The following is a 26,836-nucleotide window of genomic DNA, read 5'->3' as shown; positions in this document are numbered from 1 at the left end:
CATCAGACCTGTGCCAGAAAACGTTGCAGAATGCGTTCCTTATCGAGGAACTCCTTGGCGTAGTTCAACGCCACTTCATTGCGCGACGGCAATGCCAACACCCGCTCGATCCCCGCGTTCAATGCCGCGACGGACTCCGGTTCAACCAACACCGCAATGCCTGGATGCTCTTCGCACAGGCGTCCGAGGGTGGTGTCGGGGTCGGCGGTGATGATGGCGTTGCCCCCCACGGCCAGGATGTTGGTGAGCTTGGAGGGCAGCACCGAATCCGCCGCACCGCGCTTCTGGATCACCAAGTGCGCGTCGGCCGAGGCCAACAGCGCCGGTAGATCCTCGTAGGGCTGCAACGGCGCAAACAGCACATTGCGCAGGCCGTCGCGCTGCGCCCGCTCAAGCAGGCGCGCCTTGCCGGTGCCCTGGCCGACGATCAAAAACACCCGCTCCGGGTGATGGGCGTGGGCCTGGGCTGCGTCGAGGATCAACTCCAGCCCCTGTTTTTCACCAATGTTGCCGGAGTACAACACCACCCTCGCGCCTGGCGGCACGCCGAGGCGTTCAAGCAAAACCTGGTTGCGCGTTACCTGACGGAAACGTGCGGTTTCCGACCAATTGGGGAAGAACACCAGGCGCCGGCCGTGCACGCCCTTGCCGCGCGCCTTGTCGAGCATGCCGCTGGAAATCGTCGACACCCGGTCAAAGCGCCGCAACAGCCAACGCTCGACGCCCAGCGCCAAGCGCCGCAACACAGAACTGCCACCGATGCCCAGGCCAAACATGGCGTCCACTTCATAGTCCTGGATATGTAACACCGACCGCGCACCACTGAGCTTGGCCAGCAACAGCGCCTGGGGCGCACAGAACAGCGTGGGCACCACCAACATCACCAGGTCCGGTTTCCAGCGCAGTTGCCCGAGCACCGCCAACAACGAGCTGGCGGAAAAGCTCGCCAGGTGCAGCAGGCGCGTCACCGCCGTGGGCTGGCGCGGCACGTACAGCGGGCAGCGAACCACCGTCACGCCGGCATCCTGCTCGGTACAAAAACGCCACGACGAATAGCCCTCGCCCACCTGCCACTGCGGGTAATACGGCGGCGCCGTCACCACCCGCACCTCGTGCCCCTGGGCGGCCAGCCAGCGCGCCTGCTCACCGCTGTATTTGCCGATGCCGGTCAGTTCCGGGCTGTAATTGATGCCATACAGAAGGATCTTCATCACTGGCCCCGAGGCTGCTCAAGCGCTGCGAGATAAGCGTTGTAGGTATCGCGCAAGCCTTCCTCCAGCGGCACGTAGGCTTCCCAACCGAGGGCGTTGATACGGCTCACCTCCAGCAGCTTGCGCGGTGCGCCGTCTGGCTTGCTGGTGTCGAAACGCAAGCGCCCCCGAAAGCCGGTGACCCGCGCCAGCGCCTCAGCCACTTGCGCAATCGTGCAGTCCACCCCGGTGCCGACATTCAGGTGCGAGCGCATCGGCAGGGTCTGTTCGCGGTAGCGCACGGCGTCGAGTTCCATCACATGCACGCTGGCTGCCGCCATGTCATCCACATGCAAAAACTCCCGTCGTGGCCGTCCGCTGCCCCAGATCACCACTTCGTCATCACCGCGCAGGGTCGCTTCATGGAAGCGTCGCAAGAGGGCCGCGATCACATGGCTGTTTTCCGGGTGATAGTTATCGCCTGGCCCGTACAGGTTGGTCGGCATCACGCTGCGATAATCCCGGCCGTGCTGACGGTTGTAGCTCTCGCACAGCTTGATCCCGGCGATTTTGGCCACGGCATAGGGCTCGTTGGTCGGTTCCAGCGCGCCATCGAGCAGTACCGCTTCGATCATCGGCTGCGGCGCATGCACCGGGTAGATGCACGACGAACCGAGGAACAACAGCTGCTGCACGCCGTGGCTGTGGGCAGCGTGGATCACGTTGGCCTGGATCATCAGGTTCTGGTAGATGAAGTCGGCCGGGTACGTCGCATTGGCGTGAATCCCGCCGACCTTGGCGGCCGCCAGGTACACCTGGTCCACACGCTGGCGGGCGAAGTACGCCTGCACGGCCGCCGGGTCGAGCAGGTCCAGTTCATCGCGGGCGGCGGTAAGGATCTGCGTATACCCCAGGGCCCATAGCCTGCGCACAATAGCCGAACCCACCATGCCGCGATGGCCGGCGACGAAGATCCGTGCATCAAGATCACGTGCCATGCTCAGTTCTCCACCGCAATCGGTGCGTCGTGCCCATGCAGGCGCAACAGGGCGTGGCGCTGGGCGATTTTCAGGTCTTCGCGGACCATCTCGGCACACATTGCCTGCGCCGTGATCTCAGGCACCCAACCGAGAGAACGCTTGGCTTTGGATGGATCACCGAGCAACGTCTCTACCTCTGCGGGACGGAAGTAACGCGGGTCCACCCGCACAATCACATCGCCCACGAGGATGCCGGGCGCCAGGTCGCCGTCGATGTGTTCGACCACCGCCACCTCATCCACGCCCTCCCCCACAAAGCGCAAGCCCAGGCCTAGCTCCGCCGCCGACCAGCGGATAAAGTCGCGCACCGAATACTGCAGGCCGGTGGCGATCACGAAGTCCTCGGGTGTGTCCTGCTGCAGCATCATCCACTGCATACGCACGTAGTCTTTGGCGTGCCCCCAATCGCGCAGGGCGTCCATGTTGCCCATGTACAGGCACGGCTCCAGACCCAAGGCGATGTTGGCCAGCGCGCGGGTGATCTTGCGCGTCACGAAGGTTTCACCCCGACGCGGCGACTCATGGTTGAACAGGATGCCGTTGCAGGCATACAAGCCATAGGCTTCGCGAAAGTTCACGGTGATCCAGTAGGCGTAGAGCTTGGCCACTGCATAGGGCGAACGCGGGTAGAACGGCGTGGTTTCCTTCTGCGGGGTTTCCTGCACCAACCCATACAACTCAGAGGTGGAGGCCTGATAGAAACGGGTCTTCTTTTCCAGGCCCAGCAGACGGATCGCTTCAAGGATGCGCAAGGTGCCCAGGGCGTCCACATCGGCGGTGTACTCCGGTGAGTCGAAGCTCACTGCCACGTGGGATTGGGCGCCGAGGTTGTAGATCTCGTCGGGCTGGATCTGCTGGATGATGCGCGTCAGGTTCGACGAATCGGCCAAGTCGCCATAGTGCAGGATCAGGTTTTTATGCAGGGCTTGCGGGTCCTGGTAAATGTGATCGATGCGCTGGGTATTGAACGACGATGAGCGCCGCTTGAGACCATGCACGGTATAGCCTTTTTCCAGCAGCAGTTCCGCCAGGTACGAGCCATCCTGACCGGTAATCCCGGTGATAAGCGCGACTTTGTTCATGTCTGTCTCCCGATTGATAGGCGAGCGAAGGCCTTCACCCAAACTTGGGTGTTTGTTAAAAACGGTCAGTTACTGCTGTGTGGGCAGGTTCAAGTTATGTCCGGTCAACTTTGAAAGTTCGCGGACAATGGCGTCCTTATCGTTTAAATGAGCAATTGCGGTTTCCAGTTCGAGCACCTTCGCGCCCACCAGGAAGCGGTACCAATAGCCTTGCAGCAGGTGATAGACCAGGCCGCTGCGGCCATCGAGAAACCCCAGCTGAATGATGTAGCGCCACAAGAAATACGCCGTGGAACTCAGGGTGAACGGCACGCGGTTGTACACGCGGTTCTTGACCAGGCGTTTGGCCTTGGCCTGGAACGAACTCTTGCCGCTGTGCACTTCATCGCGGATGGCAAACAGCCCGAGCCGCGCATTGAGTATTTCGATGGCCTCGCGAGTGGCGTAGCCGTTGTGCTTGTGGGTAAAGAACGTCAAGTCATGCAGGTTATGGTCGGCAAACCCACCTTCCAGGGTGATGGTGCGACCCTCGGCAACCGAGATGTGCTCGTCCATCCAGCGGTCTTCCATGCGCCCCAGGCCCGTGCGCCACAGCCGCAGCATTTTCAACGGGTAGCGGCCGCCATGGCGCACCCAGCGGCCCATGAAAATATGCTTGCGCTTGAAGTTGATGCCGGTGATATCGCGGGCCAGGCCTGGCAGCCGCGTATTGATCTGCGCGGCAAGGTCGGCCTCGATGATTTCGTCGGCGTCCAGGCGCAGGGTCCAATTGCCGGTGATCGGCAAATTGTCCAGCGCCCATTGGAACTGCTTGGCCTGGTTGACGAAGGCGTGCTGCACCACCATTGCCCCATGGCGGCGGGCGATGTCGCAGGTGTTGTCGGTGGAAAACGAGTCCACCACCAGCACTTCGTCACTGAAGGCGCGCACCGAGTCGATGGCCCGCGCGATGTGCAGGCTTTCGTTGTAGGTGAGGATGATCACGCTGACGGTTTCGCGCTTCATGGTTCCACCGCCTGGTCGTGCTGGGTACGCAGTCCAATCTGCCGTGATGGATGCCCGGCGTGCACGCTCCACGGCTGCGCGATGCTCTTGATCACCAGGGAGCGGGCCCCCACCACCACCCCGTCGGCCACGCTGACACCCAGGGTGACAAAGGCTTCGGCACACACCCACACGTGTTCCCCCAGTACGATGGGCTTGGCATACAGCTGGAAGTTCTTGCTGTTGTAGTCGTGGGAGCCGCCGCACAGGTGCGCCCCCTGGGACACCACGCTGTAGCGCCCGATGCGGATCAACGCCATGTTGTACAGCGTGGTGCCGTCGGCGATCCCGACATGATCGCCCAGTTCCAGGTTCCAGGGGGCCCAGACCTTGGCCCGTGGATACACATGCACGCCCTTGCCCAGCCGCGCACCGAACAACCTGAGCAGGAACGCCCTCCAGGCATGAAACGGGCGTGGGCTGGTGCGAAACAGCACCACGTACACCAGGTTCCAGAGCAGGCGACGCAAACGATGGCCCAGTGAGAAAGACGGCGAGCGATGCGGATCATTGCCTTGAAGAATCACGGCAAGCACTCCCGCACAATTTCCAGCAGGCGCTGCGCCCCCCGGCGGATATGAAAGCGCTCGGCAAAACACACTTTGGCCCGTTCGGACATCTGCGCATAAGCAGGCGCATCCAGTTGCAACCAGCGCTGCAGGTTCTGCACGGCACCGGCCGCCGTGTCTGGGCTGACAAACCCCACAGCGTCCTTCTCGATTTCGCGCCAGATGTTCACCTTGTCACTGATCAGCACGGGCTTGCCGCAGGCCAACGCCTCCGCCACCACCACGCCGAAATTCTCTTGGTGCGACGGCAGGCAGAACACCTCGGCGGCATAAAACGCGCCCCACTTGGCCGCGCCCTGCAGCATGCCGGGCCAGGTGATACGCTCGGCGATGCCCAACTGCCCGGCCTGGTTGCGCAGCGCCTGCACCCAACCGCCCTGATCCGGACCCGCCATCACCAGGTGTAGGCGCTCGTCTAGCCCGGCTACCTGGGCGAACGCCTGCAACAGGTGGTCACAGCCCTTTTTCGGGTGGATACGGCTGAGGTACAGCACCACCCGCTTTCCCTTGAGCTGCGGGTGCGCCGCAACGAAGTCTTGTGCCAGCCGTGCCTCGTCCGCCGGCGGACTGGACGTGCCATAGGCCGTAATCGTTTCATTGGCGCGATAGAGCCAGAACGATTCGCGCGCGCGAATCTGTTCTTCCTCACTGGTAAACACCACGCGCCGCGCATCCCTCAGCACGCGGTATTCACCCCAGGGCCAGTACAGCCATTTCTTTAAATGCTTGAGCGGGTATTCGTGCTTGAACCAGGGATCAAGCATGCCGTGGGTATACACGATGTACGGCCGGCCGAGCTTGTTCAGTACCTGGCGGGCGACAAACCCGTGGTACTGCCACAAGCCGTTGATGATAAAAAAATCATAGTCGCGGGCATGCTGCTCCAACCAAGGGCGCAGGTTGCCATTCAACCCGTAGCCAAACCGGCTGGGGCCCATGAAATGCACGGTGCCGGGATAGTCGACCGCGAACGCGCCATCCAGCGTCAGCACATCCACACGATGCCCGTCCCGAATGAGCAGCGTGTCGATTTCCCGAGCCGCGTTGATCGGCCCACCCTTTTCCGGTCTGACCGAAGAGATGATTCTGAGTAACTTCAAGTGCTGTCGTCCGCTGATGCGTTGAGTGGGTTCAGGTTTTCTTGCAGGCCGCGAGGATCAGGCAGGCGTAGAACACGCCAAACGCCAGGAACGTGCCCTGCATGGTCATCACGCCGTTGAACAGGATCGGTGCCAGGAACCCGCACAGCAGCAACGGCACGCCGGTGCCCTGCCTGACCAGCGCCGTGTAGGACTTGAGCAACAACCAGAGCAGGACGAAGATCCTGAACAGGATGAACATCAATCCGGCGGGAAGGCCCATCTCCAGCACGATGCGTGACCATTCATCCTCGGCCAGCAGAAAGCCCGCGCCCTGTTCCCGCCCGGCGCGCAGGATTGTCGAGGCGGCGTTGGTGCCTGAACCGATGCCATGGCCCCACAGCGGCGCGTCGTCGACTACACGCGTGAAGGCATACAGGCTGGAGAACGCACGAGTGACCGGCGACCCTTCACTGGCCACCGCACTGCGGTTGCGCTCCACCAGTACCTGGTAGCTGTCGGTGGACATGAAAATCAGCAGGCTGACAAACAATGCGGCCGCCAAGAAAAACAGCGACAGCAGGTTGCGCTGGGATTTCTTGATCAAGGCGACCATCAGCGCGGCCAGCAGCACGATCGCGGCATACGCATAAATGGCCCTGGATCCCGTGAGGAAGCACATCACCGCCACGGACGCCGCCGACAGCGCAAAAAGCCCATAACGCCGCGCAAACACCGCACGGAACAAGGCCTTGTCGAAAACCGCCGCGACCAGGAACGCAAAGCAGGCAGACACATACACCACGTGTCCGGCCGTGAAGGTAAAGGTCCCGTACGGCCGCACCACGCCGTCGGCAATCATGAAGATGAAGTCATCATCGCCAATGCCTTTGTTCACGTACGCCTGCGGCCCGGACGAATACTGCAGCACCACCAGGACACTGATCGGGATCGCCGCAAACAGCGTGATACGCGCGAACCGGTAGACATCCGTCAGCCTGAGCGTCTTGCCGGCAACAAAGATCAACGGGAAATACAGCAAGTAGTTGCGCACGCCATAGCCGTAGATGACAACGCCTTCGGGGCTGCTCAACAAAAACGCCGACACCAGCACGAAAAACACCAGCACCAGCACGACAAAGTAGGCCGATACCAGGTTCTTCGAGAAAAACCCGAACCGGTAGGCGCACCCATAAATGTAAAGGACGATCGGGTCCTTGATGAAGTAGATGACTGAGCTGAGCCCCGGCACCACCCACTTGCGCAAGACCCCTTCGAACAGGATGAACAGGTAGATGAGCACGAACGCACTGACCACGCGCAACCGGTAGCGCTCACGCAGGCTGACCGGCTCAGGACTGGCAAAGGATGGCATCCATCACCCCCTTGGCGTAGCTCTCCCAGGTTGTGCCACCGGCGGACAAGACGGCGTTGTGCTTCAACTCATTGAGTTTTTGTGTGTCCTCGGCCAGGTCCACCAGATGACGGGCGATGGCCTCGGCGCAACGGATCGGCACCACATAACCATTGACCCCCTCAACGATCAGGTCCGCCGCGCCGCAGTTGTGCGACACGATCACCGCCGTCCCCGTCGATAGAGCCTCCCCCACCACCAGGCCAAACGCCTCGGCGAGTGAAGGCAGGACCAATACATCGGCCTCCAGCAAGTGCTGGATCACCTCATCGTGGGAGGCTGAACTGAACCACTGGTACTTCTTCAGCTCGGCGTTGAGTGCCGGGTTGCGGCCATTGGCGTAGTCGCCGCCGATCACCGTGACGTCAAGAGCCACGCTGCTCGCGGCAAGGTTCAGCGCATCGAAGAAATACGAGATGCCTTTTTGCTGGGTCAGCGCGCCGATATACATCACCTTCAAGCGCCCGCCCCGCCGCGCATTGACCTTATGGCACAGCATCGGCGCGGGGGCACCGTAAGGGGTGATCGAGATGTTGTCTGCAGCGATGCCATGGTCACCCAGTGTGCGCTTGGCAAACGTACTCGCCACGATGATCCGGTCCGCCAGCGCCAACTCCTCGGTCTGCTTGCGCTGGGTGTCGTCACTGATATTCGGGATGCTCGCCCGCCAGGCCGGATTGGCCTCGCGCTCATGCTCCAGCACGTTGCACGCGTAGGCGATAGAGCCGAAGGCCGCCTCATAGTTGAGGGCAATACCGCCGATGTGCCGGGCCGCTTTGAACAAGCCCAGGCACTTGCCGTCATAGCCATACACCTGGCTGGGTTTGCGCGGGGTCCGGTACAGGAAGTGGGCACTGGCCTGGTCAATGTGCTGGTACACATTTTCCGGACAGAACATTCCAACGTTGCGCTGCGTGAAGCGATACCACTTCAGCTTGTCACACAGCACACGCGGCACATCAACCCGTGGGTAGCTGTGCAGCAAGGCGCCGTCCACTTGATCAAAGGTGCGCCGCAGGCACTCCTTGCCGATCACGGGGAGGCGACAGAGGAATGAATCCTTGTGCAAGGCCAGCGAGGTATGAAACGAGTGCAGCAACTGCCGCTGATTCAACGCGCGCAGCAATGCGCGGACATTCTGATTACCAACCGGATGGGCGACCAGGATCATCTTATTTCCCCATCCAGGCTTCGACCACGGCACTGGAGCGTACCGGGCTGTAGGTGAAGGTCTGCGCAGCGCGCGCGCGAATGAACCGCGCCGGATTACCCGCCACGACGGTGTAGGGCTGCACATCGCGACCGACCACGCTGCCCGCGCCAACCACGGCACCTTCGCCAATCGTCACCCCCGGCAAGATGATCGCGTCGGTGGCAATCCACGCGTAATCGCCGATCACCACCGGCGCCACCTTCAACCGCCATGCAGGATCATCCAGGCCATGGGTGCCGGTCAGAATGCGCACCCCCTCATTGATCGCCACATGGGCGCCCACGCGAACGGGGGCATGCAATTGGATAAAGCTGCGCTTGCCGATAAAACTGCCGGTGCCGAGGCTGAAACAACGCAGGGTGCCTTCGAACTCCACGGCGTTGATCATGACCAACTCACCCAGCATGGCCCCCTGTCGGCGCAAGGCGCGCTGCCGGCGACTGGCCGTTAGCAGCCGGCCCAGCAACAGCACGCGTTTGGCCAGGTACTTGAGCCCTTGTGGCGTCAGCAGGCTGACTTTGAGTCGATGGCGGACCAGGTGATCAATCAGCACGGGCCATCCTCACTTCAAGGCGATGGAACCCGCGCTTGGCGAAGCCGAACAGCACCACTTCGGTGGCCACCAGCACATAGCAGACGCCCAGCAGACCGTAGTCCTGCGCCAGGCAAAACACCGCCAGGCTGCTGGCGATCGACACCAGCATGAACACCACGGCAAAGGATGCATAAGACGCCGTCGCCATCAGCGCGACCCAATAGACTTGCCAGGCCACGTGGGTCAGCGCGCCGATGATCAGCACCAGCATGATGCTCGATGAGTAATCATCCTTGCGTCCCGACCACACATCAAAAATCGTCCCGCCGTACACCACCACCAGCGCCCCCATCACACAGGCGATGGGCAAGGAGAATTTCAACGCGTAACGGATCATTTTCCTGACCAGCTGGTTATCGCCGATGGAGAACGCATAGGAAATTTCCGGCCACAGCGACTGGTTCACCACGGTCGAAAACTGCACCAGCACCCGAGAAATGGTGCGGTAAAGCCCGAATATCGCCGCATGGGCCGGAGACAGCAGCACCGACAACAAAATGATCAACCCCTGCACGTTCAGCGCCAGGCCAATCGGGAAAGCCAGCGAGGCAATCGACGGTTTGATCAAGGTGACGAACGCGCGTTTGCCGATCATCGAGGGGTTGAATCGCAAGGTGATGCCCAATCGGTTGGCGATCAGGTTCTTGCTCACCAGGCCAACCAGGCGTACAGCCAACAGCATCAGGCTGGTGGCGACCAAGCTCTGGGTGAGATAAGCGCACAACAAGGCGGCCGACCATTCCAGCATGCGAATGACGTTCATGATGAACGAGGACAATGGCAACACCTTGAAGGCCCGATAGCGGATCGAGATCATGTTGGTCAACAGGCACAGCAACGAATAGCCCGTCAGCGCCGACAGGATCAACACCCCGTCGCCGCTCCTGATCGACTTGAGATTGAGCAGGCTGAACAGGTCGAAAAACGCCAGCGATCCCACGGCCAGTAACAACACGCTGAGTCCGGCCAGCAGCAGGAACGCAAAGCTGGTGCTGTAGACCGCCCGCGCGCCCCTCAACCGCCCGCGTTCATGCCAGATCACCACTTTGCTCGAAGCCGCCGTGGTCACGCCCAGGTCGGACAGCGCCAGGTAGGTCGGAATTGCCGACAGCACCACCCACTCGCTGTAGGCGCCAAACCCCCAACTGGCGATCAGCACCGGGACACTCACCAGTTGAATCAGCAGGTTCACTACCTGGCCGAACGAATTGGCGCCAATGCCGCTGACGATTCTTTTGAGCACGCTCATGGGTTCAGGGGTCGCCCAATGGAGACGTAGTGAATGCCCTTCTTGTTCATGCTGACCGGGTCGAACAGGTTGCGCCCGTCGAAAATCAGCGGTTGCTGGAGTTGCTGCTGGATCACCCTGAAGTCCGGCGCCTTGAACACCTGCCACTCGGTGACGATCAGCAAGGCGTCGGCACCTTTGAGGCAGGCCTCCTTGGTGCCGCACAGGCGCAGGTCATCGCGGTCGCCATACAGGCGCTGGGTTTCTTCCATGGCTTCCGGGTCAAAGGCTTGCACCTTTGCCCCCGCACGCCAGAGGGCCTCCATCAACACACGGCTTGGCGCCTCGCGCATGTCATCGGTATTGGGCTTGAAACTAAGCCCCCAGAGCGCGAAGGTCTTGCCTGCCAACTCACCCTTGAAATGAGTGGAGATCTTGTTGAACAGGCTGTTCTTCTGGTCAGCGTTGCGCCGTTCCACCGCCTTGAGCAACGTGGCGTCAAAGTCGAGGGTCTCGGCGGTCTGGATCAAGGCCTGCACGTCCTTTGGAAAACACGAGCCTCCGTACCCCACGCCCGCATACAGGAACTGATAGCCGATGCGCGGATCGGAACCGATACCCTGGCGCACCATCTCGATATCCGCACCGAGTCGCTCGGCCAGGTTGGCCATCTCGTTCATGAAGCTGATCTTGGTGGCGAGCAGGCAATTGGCGGCGTACTTGGTCAACTCCGCGCTGCGCACGTCCATCACGATGATCTTTTCGCGGTTGCGATTAAACGGTGCGTAAAGCTCGCGCATCACCGCTTCCGCATGCCCACTGGCGGTGCCGATGACGATGCGGTCCGGCCGGATGCAGTCCGTCACCGCGCAGCCTTCCTTGAGAAACTCCGGGTTGGACACCACGTCGAAGGCCAAGTCGGTACGCGCACGCAGCGCGAGCATGGCGGCAACGCGCGCGCTGACCTTGTCAGCCGTGCCCACCGGAACGGTGGATTTATCGATAACCGTCAGCGGCGCCTGCATGTGCTGCCCAATGGTCTCGGCCACCGCCAGCACATACTTCAAGTCGGCCGAACCGTCTTCATCCGGCGGCGTGCCCACGGCGATAAACTGCACCTCACCATGCTGGACCGCGGCCACGGCGTCGGTGGTGAAATTCAAGCGGCCGGCCGCATGATTTTCCCTGACGAGAGTCTCCAGGCCGGGTTCGTAAATCGGGATGTGTCCCTGTTTCAGGCGCTCGACCCGCTGGGCGTCGATGTCGACGCACAGCACATCGTGGCCGACTTCGGCGAGCACTGCGCCCTGGACCAACCCCACATAACCAATCCCAAAAACAGTGACTTTCATAACGTTTCTCTTTGAACCTGCGGCCAGTGGTAGACGTGCTGCGCGTTGGATTTCAATTGCCTGCCATCAGGGATCAAACGCTGTCTGACTTGTACTCGTAGTGGTAATAGCTGTAGGCGCCATACCCGTACTTGGCGGATGAGCGCTTCTCGATGCCGTTGAAGATCGCGCCTTTGAGCTCGATGCCGTTCTGTTGGTAGCGGCGCATCGTCAGCTCCACTTCGCGCGCCGAGTTCAGTTCGAATCGGGCCACGATCAGGTTGGTGCCGGACTGGCGTCCAACGATGGTTGCGTCGGTGACGGCCAGGAACGGCGGCGTATCCAGGATCACCAGGTCGTAGAGCCCACTGACCTGTTCGAGGAACGCGCTGAAATTGGCGTGCATCAACAGCTCCGAAGGGTTCGGCGGAATGCGCCCACGGGCCAGGACGTGCAGGTTTTCCACCGCCGTGGGGTGGATGACCGAACTGAGCTCGCAACGCTTGGCCAGCAGATCGGACAGACCGTTGTCAGCCGGCACACCAAAGACTTTGTGCAAGTAGCCCTTGCGCATGTCCACGTCCACCAACAACACCCGCTGGCCCGAGTGGGCAACCACCGCCGCCAGGTTCGCCGAGACGAATGTCTTGCCGACTTGTGGGCTGGGCCCGGAAATCATCAGGCGGTTGTTGCTGGCTTCCAGCATCGCGAAATGCAGGCTGGTGCGCAGGCTGCGCAGCCCTTCAATGGCCAGGTCGGTTGGATGACTGAGGGCGAGCAGTTGCGTTGAGTCAGCCTTGCCGCCACGCGAAAGCTTCTGGTCCATGTCCTTCTGAATGGCGCTGAACGGGATCGCCGCATAGACCGGCAAGCCGAGCTTTTCCAGTTCACTGGGGTTGGCAACGCCGCGATTGAGCGCCTTGCGAAACAACACCAGGGCAATCGCGACAAAGGCACCGAGCAGGGTGGCGATCACCACAATCAGGGCTTTTTGCGGCCTGATCGGGTTGCGCAGGTCGACATCGGCAGTGTCGATCAAGCGCACGTTGCCGACTGTGCCGGCACGCATTACGTCCAGTTCCTGATATTTGTTCAGCAGTTGCGTGTAGATCTCGGTGCTGACTTTGAGGTCTCGGGTCAGGCTCAGCAGCTCTTGCTGAGTGGTGGGCAGGCTCTCGACCTTCTTGGCCAGCTCATTCTGACGTGCAGTGAGTTCTGCCAATTGCGTCAGCAGTGCCCGATACACCGGGTGCTGGGGCGTGAACTTACGTTCGATCTCGGCCTGCTGCATCTTGAGTTCCGAGATGCTGGCGTCCAGTGCGACAATCTGGTCAAGAATCGCCTTGGCCTCAAGGCTGATGTCGATGGTCTTGTTGCGGATCTGAAACTTATTCAGCGCTGTCTCGGCCTGTTCGACATCCTTGCGCACCTGGGGCAGTTGATCCTTGAGGAAGGCCAGGCTCTGGGCCGCCTCAGCGGACGTGCGCTCGATGTTCTGACGCACATAGATGCGTGCCACTTCGTTGAGCACTTGAATGGCCGCGGCCGGTCGTGTGCTTTCCAGCGCCAGGCCGATGATGCCCGATTCCTTGCCGCGCTCCGCGACATCGAGCAACTTCTGATAGCGCAGAATACTGGTCAGGCGTGGCGAACGGACCACGCTGAATTGCATGCCAGGGTTGGCTTGCAGCGTCTCGACCTGCAGCTGGATGCCATTACTTTCGTAGAAGCGCCCCACCTGCCCTGTCAGCAAAACCCTGTTGTCCTGATCTGTCAGGGTAAAGCGGTTGCCACTGTCGGCGGTCAAGGTCAGTTCCTGGCCCAACAGGTCTGCTGGAAGCCGAAACTGCGAGAACTTCAGGTCCTCGCCACCCCAACCGTAGCTGTCCAGACCCAGCCATGGGCTCGCCACAGCGTCAGCCTGTGCAGGTTTGAAACGGCGCGCCATGAAATCACCGATCAACGGAAAACGCTTGGGCTTCACCTCAAGGTCCAGGTTGAGGTTGTCGACGGCGGTACCAATGGTGATTCGCGAGCGGATCAGCTCGATTTCGGTGACGGTGGGCGACTCTTTGCCGAGCAGGCTGCCGACATCCGAAAAGCCCAGCATGTCGCTTTTCTTCGGCTCGACCTGGACCAGCGCAGTCGCCTGATAGACGGGAGGTGTCAACACGGCATAGGTCACACCCAGCGCCATAAAGACAAGACTGATCCCACCGATAAGCCACTTATGGTCCAGCAAAGTGCCCAGCAACATCATGAAATCCAGATCTGTTTCTTCGCCGTTGTGCGACGTTACTGCAGGTGCTGATTGCATAAGTCAGTTCTTTTTTTCTAACAGATAGTCAAGCAATGGCACAGGATGATAAGTCGCCCGGCTCCATGCACATTTAACGGCTTCACTCACTACATACACGTTCAATTAACGTGCATAAATATTCAACTGATCAATCTTCGCGCCCACGCCTGTGTCGCTTGTTCTATCAGCGTATAAGCATGAACAAAGGCCGACTTGCCCTGACGATAAGGGTCCATGATTTCCCGATCGGACTGCCATTTACCCAACAGAAACACTTTGCCCCGCGCCTGCGGAGCGAGACTGAGCACCCCTTCGATGTGCCGCTGCTCCATCACCAGGATGAGGTCCGCATCACTGACCGCGTCGCTGGTCAGTTGCCGCGCCTTGTGTGAGCCTGGCGCATGACCATGCTCTTCAAGCACGCGTGAAGCCGTGGGCTCCAACGGGCTGTCACGCAATGCCGCGAGCCCCGCCGAACTGACTTCAATGGCGGAGGACGCAAGTGCATTGCGCAGTAATTGTTCTGCCGTGGGGCTTCGACAGATATTGCCGACGCACACAATCAAAATCCTATTGAACAAGGCAACCTCCCACGCGCCGTACAGTATTAACCCGGTAGTAAAAGGGATGACCTTACTTCAAGCAGCGAGACGATTATGCTCACAAGCCAGGAACTTCGACCACTCATCGAAACAGACTAAAAATAACAAAATCGTATTCACCGACGAAAAATAACATTCCAGTACTTTTAGTCCTTTGCATAATAAAGTGCCGCCCATCCGTAACAACAAGGGTCGGCCATGAACACTTCAAAGTTATTGGTAGAACGTATTGGCCTGTTCCCCTCTTCGGGGAATATTCATATCGAAGTGAATAACTCGACGTGCGTCGTCCAGCGCATGCAGGTGTTGTACAGCGACAACTCGCTGGCCAGCGACGAGTCCTGTTCCGGGCTGTCCATGGTGTTTGCCGATTGGCGTTTCAAGTTGCAGGTGAGTGACCCGTTGTCGGTATGCCTGTGCGTGGAAAGTCGGGGTGATAGCCAGTTCATGCAGGTCAAGACGGCCGAGTTGCTGGCGAACATCTCCGGCACCGAGGAACGGCCATGAGCCTGTTGGATGAGGTGATACGCAGCTACGCGCTGAGGAAACTCACGGGGATGTTCGAAGCCTTCGCCGAGCCGGCAGCGGGCGCGCAGTACCGGCGTAATACCCAGGCCATCGGCCGTTGGCTCAATCAACTGCAGGGCAGTTCCCCGCAGCAAATCACCCACACGCTGTTCAAGCAGATGAAGGAAGCGCGGCGTCGAGGCGATGTGCGGCGCTTCAACGCACAAACGGTGCTGCTGGAACTGTTGGTGGACAGCAACCGGGCATTGGACCTGGTGAATTACTCGGCGTCTCTGTGCGCCGAGTCCAACCGCCACGAAGGCGCTTGATGGGCTTGATCGGCGCCTGACAAGGCGATTGCCACCCGGTTGAGCAACAACTCGGCGTTGTATTTGGGCATCAGGGCGCACACCAGCAAGACCACCAGGCCACCGCTGATAAAAGAGGGTGACACCTTGATCGGGGTGGCTTCAATACGCCACAGAAACGCAATAGCCGCGCTGGCGCCCAACAGGCCTCCGGCCACGGCCTCGTTGAGTGGATGGATATAAGGTGCGACGCAATAGGCACTGAACCAGAGACTGGCGAACACTCCCACGCCTGCCGCCGGCCAGCGCAGCGCCGGGTTGAACTGGCGCGCCACCAGGCTGAGTGCCACGGTGACCATCAAGCTCGTATTCATGGCATGACCACTGAGCACGGCAATGTCCAGGTGCTGGAAGGACAAGCCCCAGCCCTTGAACAGCAACTTGCTGAACGCGACGATCGAATACGTGACACCGACGGTAATGACCCAGGCTCGAAGCGCCCAAGGGTTGGAATACCTGAGCCACACGGCAATGATGATGGCGGCCGGAATCATGACGGTGATACCGCCATATTGCGCAAGTTCTGCCCGCATATATCCCCAATCTGACGTGGCCGTTTTCGGCGCCCATCAGACCTCAGTGTCGAGGGAAATACAACGTTATCGAGGGTCAGCCTTGGGCCACCCGTCGCAGGCTGACTGCTGTCGGCCGAGCCGCCGGTATGCCCACTTCCACGCCGAGCAGGTGCAGCAGGCGCGCGCGGATGGCCTGGAAGCCGTCCTGGCCGGTGTCCCGTGCGCGGGGAAGATCAATCGTCAGTTGCTCGGCCACCTTGCCATCCGCCAGCACGATCACCCGGTCGGCCAACAGGATCGCCTCGTCCACATCATGGGTCACCAACAACACCGCCGGGGTGTGCTTGCGCCATAGCTCGATGATCAGGCGGTGCATTTTGATGCGGGTCAGAGCGTCGAGGGCGGCGAACGGTTCATCCAACAGCAACAACTTGGGCTCGCGCACCAAGCCACGGGCCAGGGCCACGCGCTGGGCTTCGCCGCCGGACAGGGTGGCCGGGTAGGCCTCCAGGCGATGAGCCAGGCCGACTTCGGTCAAGGCTTGCACGGCACGGGCCTTGGCGTCGGGAATGCGCAAGCCGAGCACCACGTTTTTCCAGGCGCGCTTCCACGGCATCAGGCGCGGCTCCTGGAACACCGCCGCTCGCGCCTTGGGCACACGCAGTTGGCCGCTGTCGATACTGTCGAGGCCGGCCAGGCTGCGCAGCAACGTGGTCTTGCCGGAACCGCTGGCGCCGAGCAAGGCCACGAATTCGCCGGGGGCGATGTCCAGGTCCAGGCCATCGATGACCCGCTGCTGGCCGAACTGGCGAACCACGTTGCGCAGTTGTACGGGAGCTTCTAGCGTCGACATGTCAGTTCCTCACAAAGGATGGCCGCCAGGCCAGGGCGAAGCGTTCGAGGGTGCGGATCAGGCCGTCGATCAACAGGCCGAGCACGCTGTAGATCAACAGGCAAATGACGATGACGTCGGTGCGCATGAAGTCGCGCGCGTCACTGGCGAGGAAGCCGATACCGGCAGTGGTGTTGATCTGTTCGACAAACACCAGGGCCAGCCAGGAAATGCCCAGGGCGTAGCGCAGGCCGACGAAGAACGACGGCAGCGAACCCGGCAGAATCACATGCCAGATCAGCTCACGCCGGTTGAGGCCCAGCGTGTTGGCCGCCTCGATCAATTTGGGATCGATATTGCGGATACCGGCGAACAGGTTGAGATAAACCGGGAAGGTCGTGCCCGTTACGATCAGCGCGATCTTGGTGAACTCACCGATGCCGAACCACAGGATAAACAGCGGCACCAGGGCCAGGGACGGGATGGTGCGCAGCATCTGCATTGGCGAATCGAGGACCACCTCGCCGCGCTTGGACAGGCCGCAAATCAGCGCCGCGACCACACCTATGCTTACGCCGATACTCAAACCAAACAACGCTCGCTGCAACGACACCAGCAGGTGCTTGCCCAGCTCGCCGGAGGCGATCATCGCCCATAACGTCCCGCCAATCTGCGAGGGCGCCGCGATGACTCGTGCAGGAATCCAGCCCACTTGCGACGCCAGCTCCCACAGCAGCAACAACACAATAGGACTGATCAGCCGTAGCAGGGCATCGGGAGGGCGCCAGGTGCGCACCACTTTCGCTGCGCTCTCGCGTTTGTTGACGGTGATCGTCTCGCTCATCAGGCTTTCATTCCCTAAAAGTCACGGCCAGGCACGCCGTTGCAGGGTCATGCTAATCGCATAAAAAACCGACGTGAAAGTCTTTGTAGGAATAACCTAATGCGCACAAAATGCAAATTACTGATACAAAAGCTAAATCATGATTCTACATTTTAATAATTAGGTTAGAACCAATCGGCATTTTACAGCCCTGCCCCCTGCCCCTACTTTGGACGCGAATAACCGACCCCCTGCCCGGTGGAGGTGCCAATCACACCCAAGACAAGGACAGACCATGAGCATCGAATTCATCGGCTATATCGGCGGCCATCACGCTTCCGAGATCCACCCGCGCAGCGGCCCTACCCTGCAACCCGACTATGTGGAGACCGTGGCCCGCGCCCACGAAGAGGCTGGTTTCGACCGCGCGCTGGTGGCCTTCCACTCCAACAGCCCGGACAGCACGCTGATCGCGTCCCACGCCGCCAGCGTGACCCAAAAACTTCAATTCCTCATTGCGCACCGCCCAGGTTTCGCCCAGCCCACGTTGGCGGCACGCCAGTTCGCCACCTTGGACGTGTTCAACGGTGGACGCACGGCGGTGCACATCATCACCGGCGGCGATGATCGCGAATTGCGCGCCGACGGCAGCCACATCGGTAAAGACGAACGCTACGCCCGTACCGACGAATACCTGAGCGTGGTGCGCCAGGAATGGACCCGCGAACAGCCCTTCGATTTTTCGGGCACCTACTATCAGGTCCAAGGCGCGCATTCCACGGTGAAGTCGCCGCAACAACCGCATATCCCGCTGTATTTTGGTGGTTCGTCCAAAGCCGCGATCGAAGTGGCGGGCAAGCACGCCGATGTGTACGCGTTGTGGGGCGAAACTTACGAACAAGTGCGTGAGATCGTGACCCAGGTGCGCGCCGAAGCGGCCAAGCATGGGCGTACGATTCGTTTTAGTTTGTCGTTGCGGCCGATCCTTGCCGAGACCGAAGAACTGGCGTGGGCACGGGCTGAGCGCATCTTGCAGCAGGCCACCGAGTTGGCCGAAAAAAATGGCTTTGTGCGGCGTGAACCGCCGAATGAAGGCTCACGCCGGTTGCTCGCGGCGGCCGCGCAGGGATCGCGGCTGGATAAGCGTTTGTGGACGGGGATTGCGGGGTTGCTCGGTGCACAGGGTAACTCCACTTCGCTGGTAGGCACCGCTGAGCAAGTCGCGGAGGCGTTGGTGGATTACTACGATCTGGGGATCACCACGTTCCTGATCCGTGGGTTTGATCCGTTGAATGATGCCATTGACTATGGCAAGCGCCTGATTCCTCTCACCCGCCAGTTGATCGCTGAACGCGAGCAGGCCCAGCAAGTGGCTTGATCCCCAGGGGAGTTGGTGAGCCAACTCCCCCATTGAAGATTCAGTTCTTGTAGTCGGTATCACTGCGCTCCAACTGCCGGATCAACGCATTCCAATGCCGCGCCACACCCGGTCCTTCGCCACTGGCAAACACCTTGGCCTGCTGCTCAACCTTCTCCACCACCTCCCTCGGCGGGAAAATCAACTCCGCATTCCCCGCAGCCTGCGCTGCGACCTGGATATTGCACGCACGCTCCAACTGCTGCAGCTGCTGGAACGCATGTTCAACACTGACGCCCGCCGTCAACAACCCATGGTTACGCAGGATCATCACACTCTTATCACCCAAATCCGCGACCAGCCGCTCACGCTCGTCAAGGTCGAGGGCAACGCCTTCATACCCGTGGTACGCCACGCGCCCGGAGAAACCGATGGAATGCTGGGAGATCGGCAGCAGGCCGTCTTTTTGCGCCGACACCGCAATACCGTCGCGGGTGTGGGTGTGCAGCACCGCTTGCAGGTCGTGGCGTGCGCCGTGAATGGCGCTGTGGATCACATAGCCGGCATAGTTGATGCCCAGGCCGGTAGGGTCGTCGACGATGGTGCCGTCAAGGTCGACCTTGACCAGGTTGGACGCGCTGATTTCATCGAACAACAAGCCAAAGGCGTTGATCAGGAAATGCTCGTCCGGGCCCGGTACGCGGGCGGAGAAGTGGGTGTAGATATGGTCAGTCCACTTGTACAAGGCCGCCAGGCGATAGGCGGCGGCCAGTTTGACGCGCACTTCCCATTCTTCCGGAGTGACGCGCTGACGAACATTGGTGGAAACGCTGGAAATCGAGGTGACGCTGCTCATGGCAAAACTTCCTGGATGGCCTTAAGGACTTCCAGGCAAGCCTAGGGGATGCAAAAAAATAATAAAAAGCACATTTTAATCTAAGCTAATTATTATTTTTTTTCATATCAGGCTGCATCCTTGATCTTGTGCAACGAGGCCGCGACCCACTTGCCAAACGCATCCACCGGCCCCTGCAGGTTACCGAGGAAGTGCGGATAGATCAGCCACAGGTCCATCACCGGCTTGAAGTCCTTGAGCGGCATCACCGCCAGTTGCTCGCGGTGTGCGCTGCGTTCCAGCAACGGACGTGGCACCAGGCCAAGGCCGAGGCCGTCCGCCACCAGGCCCAATTGCAGCTCAGTACCGAACGTCTCCAGGTTCACCCGCAATGCCAGGCCCTGATCGGACAGGGTCCGCTGCAACCCCGCGCGGAAACCGCAGCCGTCCGGGTTGAGGATCCAGCCATTCTGGTACACATCCGCCAGCTTGCAAGGCTTCTTGGGCAGTTGGGCCTTGGCGCAGACCACCACCAGTTCCATCTTGCCGATGGACTCGCCGATGATGTTGTCCGGGAAGATCTTGCCCGCCGGGAACAACGCCGCCGCCGCATCCAGCTCGCCGCGCTCGATCTTGCCGACCAATTGGCTGCCCCAGCCCGTGGCGACCTGGGCGCGCAGGTCCGGGTATTCGGTACGCAGGTGCTTGAGCGCATCCAGCAGCACCACATCACCGATGGTCTGCGGCACACCCAGGCGCAGCACGCCGGTGGGCGGTGCGTCGGTCGCCACCAGTTCACGCAGCGCATCCATCTCGCGCAGGATCAGCCGGCACTGCTCGTAGACGCGGGTGCCGATCAGCGTAGGCTTGAGGGGCTTGGTGTTGCGGTCGAACAGCTCCACGCCCAGCGCCTGCTCGAAGTTCTGCACGCGGCGGGTGATGGCCGGCTGGGTCAGTTGCAACGACTCGGCGGCATGGCTGATGGACTGGCAACGAATCACTTCGACAAAGGCATCGATATCGTCAATTTTCATTTGGGCCGCACATAGAGAACAGTCATTAAGATGTGTGCGAAGCATAGTTGCAGGAACGCTGTCTGGATAGCCCACGCTGTGATCGATAACGTCTAACGCTATTCAGACCGGTTCTAAATTACCTTCAGCTATAAGCTAATCATTAAAAAATAGCATATTAACTATAAACATTATGCTTAGATAATCCCATCACCACCGACCATGGATTTGTCATGACCCAGGCCAAGCACCCCGAAAGACTCAGAGCCTTCATCGGCGCCCTGGCGGAATTGATCGACGGCAATCCACGCGAAGGCGACCTGTTGCACCGTGGCGGCAAGCTACTGGCGCAACTGGTCAGCCATGACGACTGGCTGCCCGATGCGTTCGCCCAGCCCGATCCCGAGCGCTATCAGCAATTTCTGCTGCATGCCGACTCGCGCCAGCGCTTCAGCATCGTCAGTTTTGTGTGGGGGCCGGGGCAAAGCACACCGATCCATGACCACCGGGTGTGGGGCCTGATCGGCATGCTGCGCGGTGCGGAATTTTCCCAAGGCTTCGAGCGCGCGCCGGATGGCCGCCTGGTGGCTGAAGGCAAACCGATCCAGTTGGTGCCGGGCCAGGTTGAAGCCGTGTCGCCCAAGGTCGGCGACATCCACCAGGTGAGCAATGCCCACAGCGACCAGGTGTCCATCAGTATCCATGTGTACGGCGCCAATATCGGTGCGGTGCGCCGGGCGGTGTACCAGCCCGACGGCAGCGAGAAACTGTTTATCTCCGGTTATTCCAACGCCTTCCTCCCGAATATCTGGGATTTGTCCAAAGAAAAGAGCCCTGCCCTATGACGACTGTATCCACCCGCAGCTTTGCCCAGCTTCGCCAGGCCCTGTTGGACCATCAAGAAGTGGCCCTGATCGACGTGCGCGAAGAGGCGCCGTTTGCCGAATCCCACCCGCTGTTCGCCGCGAACATACCGCTGTCCAAACTGGAGCTGGAGGTGTATTCGCGCATTCCACGGCGCGATACCCAGGTCACCGTCTACGACAACGGCGAAGGCCTCGCGGCCCGTGCTGCCGAGCGCCTGGTCGCCTTGGGCTACACCCAGGTCAGCCTGCTTGAAGGCGGATTGGACGGTTGGCGCAAGGCCGGTGGCGAGCTGTTCATCGACGTGAACGTGCCGAGCAAGGCGTTTGGCGAACTGGTAGAGAGCGAGCGGCACACACCGTCGCTGGCCGCCGAGGAAGTACAGGCCCTGCTCGACAGCCAGGCCGATGTGGTGGTGCTCGATGCGCGGCGTTTCGACGAATACCAGACCATGAGCATCCCCACCGGCATCAGCGTGCCCGGTGCCGAGCTGGTGTTGCGCGCCCGCGAGCTGGCGCCGGACCCGGCCACGCGCATTATCGTCAACTGCGCCGGACGCACCCGCAGCATTATCGGCACCCAGTCGCTGATCAATGCCGGCGTGGCCAACCCGGTGTCAGCGCTGCGCAACGGCACCATCGGCTGGACCCTGGCCGGGCAGAAACTCGCCCATGGCCAGTCACGCCGCTTTGCGCCGACCTCGGAAGAACATCGCCAGGTCGCCGCCGCCGATGCGCGCCGCGTTGCCGACAAAGCCCGCGTGGGTCGTGCGACCCTGGCCGATCTGCACACCTGGCAGCAGGAAGCGACGCGTACTACTTACCTGTTCGACGTACGCACGCCGGAAGAATTTGAAGCCGGCCATCTGCCCGGCGCACGCTCCACACCCGGCGGCCAGTTGGTGCAGGAAACCGACCACGTCGCCAGTGTGCGTGGCGCACGCCTGGTACTCGCGGATGACGACGGTGTGCGCGCCAACATGTCCGCCTCCTGGCTGGCGCAACTGGGCTGGGAAGTGCATGTGCTGGATAACCTGCAACCGGCGCACTTCAGCGAGAAAGGCGCCTGGGTCGCGCCGGTTCCGGCGCCCGCCCAAGCCGAACTGATCAGCCCGCAAACCCTCAGCGACTGGCTCGGCCATGGCGACACCGTGGTGCTGGACTTCACCGCAAGCGCCAACTACGTCAAGCGCCACATCCCCGGTGCCTGGTGGGCCCTGCGCGCACAACTGCCCCAGGCCCTGGGCAAGGTGCCCGCCGCCCAACGCTACGTGCTGACCTGCGGCAGCAGCCAGTTGGCGCGCCTGGCGGTGGCCGAAGTCGAAGCCCTCACCGGCAAGCAAGTGTTCCTGCTACAGGACGGCACCGCTGGCTGGATCAACGCGCAACTGCCGCTGGAAGAAGGTGAAACTCAGTTGGCCTCACCGCGCATCGACCGCTACCGCCGCCCGTACGAAGGCACCGACAACCCCAAGGAAGCCATGCAGGCCTATCTGGATTGGGAATTCGGCCTGGTCGACCAACTGGCCCGCGACGGCACCCATGGTTTCTACGTGATCTGACTCACCCAACCTGCCTGCCCCCACACCGGGTGCAGGCCCGACATCCGACCCCTCTCCAGGCGGAGGCTGAACCCACATACGAGAGGACACCCGCATGACCCTGCACATCACCCGCCTGGAACCCACGATCGGCGCCGAAATCGCCGGCATCGACCTGCGCCAGCCGCTGACCACCGCCCTGCGTGACGAGCTGCGCGAACTGCTGCTCAAGCACAAGGTGCTGTTCTTCCGCGATCAGGCGATCAACACCGAGCAGCAGATCGCCTTCGCCAAGGAATTCGGCGAACTGTACGTACATCCCACCACCCAGCAGAACGACCCGACGCTGCCGCACGCGCACCTGATCGAAGCCCAGGACGAACGCAAGCTCTACGGCCCGCGCATCAGTGGCCGTTGGCACACCGACACCAGCTGGTTGCTGCAACCCACCCTTGGCGCGGTCTTGCGTGCGGTGGATTTGCCAGAAGTCGGCGGCGACACCCTGTGGGCTGATGCCGGTGCGGTGTACCGTGCCTTACCGGATGAACTGCGCGCCGAAATCGACGACCTGCACGTGGTGCACGACTTCAAGAAGTCCCTGGACAAGGTCGGCTACGATTACCCGATCCTCGCCCACCCGCTGGTACGCACCCACCCGGAAACCGGCGAAGACGGCCTGTTCATCAACTTCTCGCAGAACCCTTCGGTGATCGGCTGGACGCCGCAACAGAGCAAGCAACTGATCGACCGTCTGCTGCTGGAATTCAACAAGCCGGAACACCAGGTGCGTTTCAAATGGCGCCCCGGTTCGGTGGCGTTCTGGGACAACCGCTCCACCCTGCATTATCCGGTCTACAACTATGGCGACTACCCACGTCGCATGGAGCGGGTGCTGATTGCCTATGACGATATTCCGCATCGGGTAAGAGCGGCCAACGCGGCCTGACGCCCTTTCAACCACAACAAAGATCCCCTGTGGGAGTGGGCTTGCCCGCTCCCACAAAGGGTCGGCGGCGCTCTCTCGTCCTTCGGAAATAGTCCCATGCCTCCATCGCGCTTTCACTATTGCGCAGCAGCGCTGAGCCTGCTCGCCATCAACTTCCCAGCCCAAGCCGAAGACCCCGACAAAACCCTCGGCACCGTCGTCGTCACCGGCAACCGAGGCAACCAGGCCCGCACCCTCGCCGACAGCCCGTCGCCCATCGACGTGATCAGCGCCGAGCAGCTGCAAGCCAGCGGCAAGGTCGGCCTCAAGGAACTGCTGGCGCGTCTGCTGCCGTCGTTCAACCTGCCGGCGATCAACGGCGGTGGCACCTCATGGTCGGTCCGCGGCGTGACCATGCGCGGGCTTTCCGGTGACCAGGTATTGGTGCTGGTCAACGGCAAGCGCCGCCACAACACCGCGCTGATCAACAACCTCGCGCGCATCGGTACGGCGGCGGTGCCGGTCAACCTGGACCTGATCCCGGTGTCGGCCATCGACCATATCGAAGTACTGCGCGACGGTGCGTCCGCCCAGTACGGCTCGGATGCAATCGCCGGGGTGATCAATATCATCCTCAAGGAAAACGACAGCGGTGGCAGCGCCGAAACCTCGTTCGGCCGCTACGGTGCGGGCGACGGCGACACCGTGCACCAGACTGTCAACTACGGCCTGGCGCTGCCCAACGACGGCTTCGCCAACCTGGCGCTGGACGTCAAGGAACAGGAACCCTTCGACCGTACCGGCAGCGCCACCGGGCGTCTGTACGGCACCGCCGCCGCACCCGACAGCCGCGACCAGACCGTCAACCGCCACGGCTGGAACCCCAGCTATGGCCTGGGCCGCGAGAAGGTCACCAACGCCAGCTATAACCTGGAACTGCCGCTGCAGGACGACCTCAAGTTCTACTCGTTCTCCACCGCCAGCTACCTGGAAACCACCAAGGTCACCGGCAACTACCGCCCCAACGAAATCACCGCCCTGGCCGGCGACCCGAACACACCCTACCCCGACGGCATCCACGCGCAACGGCGCAACCGCACCAAGGACTTCCAGGTGGCCGGTGGCTTCAAAGGCTTGGTCGGCGGTTGGGATTACGACATCAGCTCGACCTGGGGCGAAGACGACTCCACGCTCAATGCCAACAACACGCTGAACCCGTCCTGGGGTCCCACCAGCCCGACCTCGTTCAACCTGGCCTCGCAGATCTTTGACCAGTGGACCAACAACCTGGACCTCAGCCGCCGCTTTGATATCGGCCTTGCCCACCCGCTGCAAACCGCGTTCGGCTTTGAGTATCGCTGGGAGAAGTACCAGATCGAAGCCGGTGACTATGCGTCCTATACGCCCGGCAACTACGTGCTGCCGAGCGGGCCGTTCGCCGGGCAGACGCCGCTGCCGGGGCTGGCCTCGTACAACGGCACCAGCACAGCGGATGCCGGGGAGATCAGCCGCAGCAACGTCGCCAGCTATGTCGACCTGGGCCTGGACGTGACCGACCGCTGGTACGTCGGCGCCGCTGCGCGTTACGAGCGCTACACCCAGGACATCGGCAGCACCTGGAGCGGCAAGTTGTCGACACGCTTCAAGCTCACGCCTGAGTTTGCCCTGCGCGGCACGATCAACAACGGCTTCCGTGCGCCCTCGCTGGCGCAGACGATTTACGCGTCATCCACCTTTACTTCCGGCGGCGTGGTCAACGGCCAGCAGGTCTCGGTGCCGGTCAAGGTGTTGCCGGTGGATACGCCTGAAGCCCAGGCGTTGGGCGCCGAGAAACTCAAGCCGGAGAAATCGCTGAACTACAGCTTCGGCTTCACCTACGAACCCACGCAGAACTACCGGTTGACCACCGACCTGTACCAGATCGGCATCCGCGACCGCATCGTGTCCACCAGCCTGCTGGGCGGGCCGGCGGTGTCCCAGGTGCTGGTTGCCAACGGCCTGTCGCCCGGGTTGTACGCGCAGTACTACACCAACGCGGTGGACACCCGTACCCGAGGCGTCGACATCATCAACGAATACCGCCAGCAACTGGACCTGTACGGCCAAGTGCGCTGGAGCCTGGCCTACAACTGGAACCAGACCAAGATCGAAAAACTCCAGGACACCCCGCCCGCGTTGGCCGGGCTGGGCGCCAACTACCAGATTTTCGACCGCCGCCTGCAAAAGGACCTGACCGTCGCCACACCGCAATCCAAATTAATCCTGGCGGCCAACTGGAAAGTCACCGCCTACACCCTCAACCTGGCCCTGACCCGCTTCGGCAGCTACACCGAAGGCGACAACAACCCGATCAACGACCGCACGTTCAGCGCCAAGTGGATCAGCGATATCGACGCCGCCTACGACATCAACCAGCACTTCACCATCGCCCTGGGCGCCAACAACCTGTTCGACGTCTACCCCGACAAAAAAGGCATCAAGGACTGGGCTGGTGGTTACGAATACGGGCAGTTCTCGCCCTTCGGCTTTGGCGGCGCGTATTACTACACGCGCCTGGCGTACAACTTCTGA

The 26,836-nt window shown here is 61.2% G+C and carries 24 protein-coding genes and 1 pseudogene; 7 read left to right on the top strand and 18 right to left on the bottom strand.

Annotated elements, in window-relative coordinates:
• Nucleotides 1–2: 2 nt before the first annotated feature.
• The 13 genes from H096_RS05435 to H096_RS05375 form a co-directional block, all read right to left on the bottom strand.
• Nucleotides 3–1,211, bottom strand: coding sequence for a glycosyltransferase WbuB (locus H096_RS05435; protein ID WP_033897189.1), 1,209 nt, complete (start codon nucleotides 1,209–1,211; stop codon nucleotides 3–5).
• Complete coding sequence (locus tag H096_RS05430; RefSeq protein ID WP_033897188.1) at nucleotides 1,211–2,188, bottom strand: GDP-L-fucose synthase; 978 nt, start codon at nucleotides 2,186–2,188, stop codon at nucleotides 1,211–1,213. Before H096_RS05430 ends, H096_RS05435 begins: the two co-directional genes overlap by 1 nt.
• A 2-nt stretch (nucleotides 2,189–2,190) precedes the next feature.
• Nucleotides 2,191–3,312 (bottom strand): GDP-mannose 4,6-dehydratase, encoded by a 1,122-nt coding sequence (gene gmd, locus H096_RS05425; protein WP_033897187.1) that lies wholly within the window; start codon nucleotides 3,310–3,312, stop codon nucleotides 2,191–2,193.
• Between the two features lie 69 nt (nucleotides 3,313–3,381).
• A complete protein-coding gene (locus H096_RS05420; protein WP_033897186.1) occupies nucleotides 3,382–4,317 on the bottom strand; it encodes a glycosyltransferase family 2 protein in 936 nt (311 codons plus the stop codon).
• Complete coding sequence (locus tag H096_RS05415) at nucleotides 4,314–4,883, bottom strand: acetyltransferase (protein ID WP_033897202.1); 570 nt, start codon at nucleotides 4,881–4,883, stop codon at nucleotides 4,314–4,316. The genes H096_RS05420 and H096_RS05415 overlap by 4 nt, the downstream gene beginning before the upstream one ends.
• A complete protein-coding gene (locus tag H096_RS05410; RefSeq protein ID WP_033897185.1) occupies nucleotides 4,880–6,025 on the bottom strand; it encodes a glycosyltransferase in 1,146 nt (381 codons plus the stop codon). Before H096_RS05410 ends, H096_RS05415 begins: the two co-directional genes overlap by 4 nt.
• A 31-nt stretch (nucleotides 6,026–6,056) precedes the next feature.
• On the bottom strand, nucleotides 6,057–7,379 hold the full coding sequence (locus tag H096_RS05405; RefSeq protein ID WP_033897184.1) for an O-antigen ligase family protein: 1,323 nt from the start codon (nucleotides 7,377–7,379) through the stop codon (nucleotides 6,057–6,059).
• The gene (locus H096_RS05400; protein ID WP_033897183.1) at nucleotides 7,357–8,589 is read right to left on the bottom strand and encodes a glycosyltransferase family 4 protein; all 1,233 of its coding nucleotides are present in this window, start codon (nucleotides 8,587–8,589) and stop codon (nucleotides 7,357–7,359) included. The genes H096_RS05405 and H096_RS05400 overlap by 23 nt, the downstream gene beginning before the upstream one ends.
• A 1-nt stretch (nucleotide 8,590) precedes the next feature.
• Complete coding sequence (locus H096_RS34715; RefSeq protein ID WP_269465578.1) at nucleotides 8,591–9,184, bottom strand: acyltransferase; 594 nt, start codon at nucleotides 9,182–9,184, stop codon at nucleotides 8,591–8,593.
• On the bottom strand, nucleotides 9,174–10,475 hold the full coding sequence (locus H096_RS05390) for a flippase (RefSeq protein WP_033897182.1): 1,302 nt from the start codon (nucleotides 10,473–10,475) through the stop codon (nucleotides 9,174–9,176). The genes H096_RS34715 and H096_RS05390 overlap by 11 nt, the downstream gene beginning before the upstream one ends.
• Nucleotides 10,472–11,806, bottom strand: a complete 1,335-nt coding sequence (locus H096_RS05385; RefSeq protein WP_033897181.1) for a UDP-glucose/GDP-mannose dehydrogenase family protein — start codon at nucleotides 11,804–11,806, stop codon at nucleotides 10,472–10,474. Before H096_RS05385 ends, H096_RS05390 begins: the two co-directional genes overlap by 4 nt.
• A 73-nt stretch (nucleotides 11,807–11,879) precedes the next feature.
• Nucleotides 11,880–14,102: a polysaccharide biosynthesis tyrosine autokinase gene (locus H096_RS05380; protein ID WP_033897180.1), complete on the bottom strand. Its 2,223-nt coding sequence runs from the start codon at nucleotides 14,100–14,102 to the stop codon at nucleotides 11,880–11,882.
• 122 nt (nucleotides 14,103–14,224) lie between these two features.
• Nucleotides 14,225–14,665 (bottom strand): low molecular weight protein-tyrosine-phosphatase, encoded by a 441-nt coding sequence (locus H096_RS05375; protein ID WP_051421950.1) that lies wholly within the window; start codon nucleotides 14,663–14,665, stop codon nucleotides 14,225–14,227.
• Nucleotides 14,666–14,884: 219 nt separating this feature from the next.
• Here H096_RS05375 and H096_RS05370 point away from each other — a divergent pair, with 219 nt between their 5' ends.
• Entirely contained in the window at nucleotides 14,885–15,193 is a 309-nt protein-coding gene (locus H096_RS05370; RefSeq protein WP_241495483.1) for a phosphomannomutase, read from the top strand.
• The gene (locus H096_RS05365; RefSeq protein WP_033897177.1) at nucleotides 15,190–15,522 is read left to right on the top strand and encodes a hypothetical protein; all 333 of its coding nucleotides are present in this window, start codon (nucleotides 15,190–15,192) and stop codon (nucleotides 15,520–15,522) included. Before H096_RS05370 ends, H096_RS05365 begins: the two co-directional genes overlap by 4 nt.
• On the opposite strand, the gene H096_RS05360 is transcribed toward H096_RS05365, so the two are convergent.
• The 3 genes and pseudogenes from H096_RS05360 to H096_RS05350 form a co-directional block, all read right to left on the bottom strand.
• Complete coding sequence (locus H096_RS05360) at nucleotides 15,474–16,094, bottom strand: hypothetical protein (RefSeq protein WP_033897176.1); 621 nt, start codon at nucleotides 16,092–16,094, stop codon at nucleotides 15,474–15,476. The genes H096_RS05365 and H096_RS05360 overlap by 49 nt on opposite strands.
• Before the next feature lie 76 nt (nucleotides 16,095–16,170).
• Complete coding sequence (locus tag H096_RS05355) at nucleotides 16,171–16,929, bottom strand: ABC transporter ATP-binding protein (RefSeq protein WP_033897175.1); 759 nt, start codon at nucleotides 16,927–16,929, stop codon at nucleotides 16,171–16,173.
• A gap of 1 nt (nucleotide 16,930) precedes the next feature.
• A pseudogene (locus tag H096_RS05350) lies at nucleotides 16,931–17,701 on the bottom strand (ABC transporter permease); the annotation flags it as partial.
• 325 nt (nucleotides 17,702–18,026) lie between these two features.
• Between H096_RS05350 and H096_RS05345 the strand changes: the two are divergent.
• Nucleotides 18,027–19,109, top strand: a complete 1,083-nt coding sequence (locus tag H096_RS05345) for an LLM class flavin-dependent oxidoreductase (protein WP_033897173.1) — start codon at nucleotides 18,027–18,029, stop codon at nucleotides 19,107–19,109.
• 40 nt (nucleotides 19,110–19,149) lie between these two features.
• Here H096_RS05345 and H096_RS05340 read toward each other — a convergent pair whose 3' ends face one another.
• Nucleotides 19,150–19,944, bottom strand: a complete 795-nt coding sequence (locus H096_RS05340; protein ID WP_033897172.1) for a class II aldolase/adducin family protein — start codon at nucleotides 19,942–19,944, stop codon at nucleotides 19,150–19,152.
• A gap of 107 nt (nucleotides 19,945–20,051) precedes the next feature.
• The gene (locus H096_RS05335; RefSeq protein ID WP_016980074.1) at nucleotides 20,052–20,957 is read right to left on the bottom strand and encodes a LysR family transcriptional regulator; all 906 of its coding nucleotides are present in this window, start codon (nucleotides 20,955–20,957) and stop codon (nucleotides 20,052–20,054) included.
• A 212-nt stretch (nucleotides 20,958–21,169) separates the two neighbouring features.
• Between H096_RS05335 and H096_RS05330 the strand changes: the two genes are divergently transcribed.
• The 4 genes from H096_RS05330 to H096_RS05315 all read left to right on the top strand — a co-directional run bounded on the left by H096_RS05330 (nucleotide 21,170) and on the right by H096_RS05315 (nucleotide 26,836).
• Complete coding sequence (locus tag H096_RS05330; RefSeq protein WP_033897171.1) at nucleotides 21,170–21,781, top strand: cysteine dioxygenase; 612 nt, start codon at nucleotides 21,170–21,172, stop codon at nucleotides 21,779–21,781.
• Nucleotides 21,778–23,361, top strand: coding sequence for a rhodanese-related sulfurtransferase (locus H096_RS05325; protein ID WP_033897170.1), 1,584 nt, complete (start codon nucleotides 21,778–21,780; stop codon nucleotides 23,359–23,361). Before H096_RS05330 ends, H096_RS05325 begins: the two co-directional genes overlap by 4 nt.
• A gap of 94 nt (nucleotides 23,362–23,455) precedes the next feature.
• On the top strand, nucleotides 23,456–24,286 hold the full coding sequence (locus H096_RS05320; protein WP_033897169.1) for a TauD/TfdA family dioxygenase: 831 nt from the start codon (nucleotides 23,456–23,458) through the stop codon (nucleotides 24,284–24,286).
• Nucleotides 24,287–24,382: 96 nt separating this feature from the next.
• Nucleotides 24,383–26,836, top strand: a complete 2,454-nt coding sequence (locus tag H096_RS05315; RefSeq protein ID WP_033897168.1) for a TonB-dependent receptor — start codon at nucleotides 24,383–24,385, stop codon at nucleotides 26,834–26,836.

Origin of the sequence: Pseudomonas sp. FH1 (genome assembly GCF_000510895.2) — a bacterium.
Taxonomy (GTDB): domain Bacteria; phylum Pseudomonadota; class Gammaproteobacteria; order Pseudomonadales; family Pseudomonadaceae; genus Aquipseudomonas; species Aquipseudomonas azotoformans_A.
Note: the sequence above shows the minus strand (reverse complement) of the source record. Positions and strands in the feature narration are given on the sequence as shown.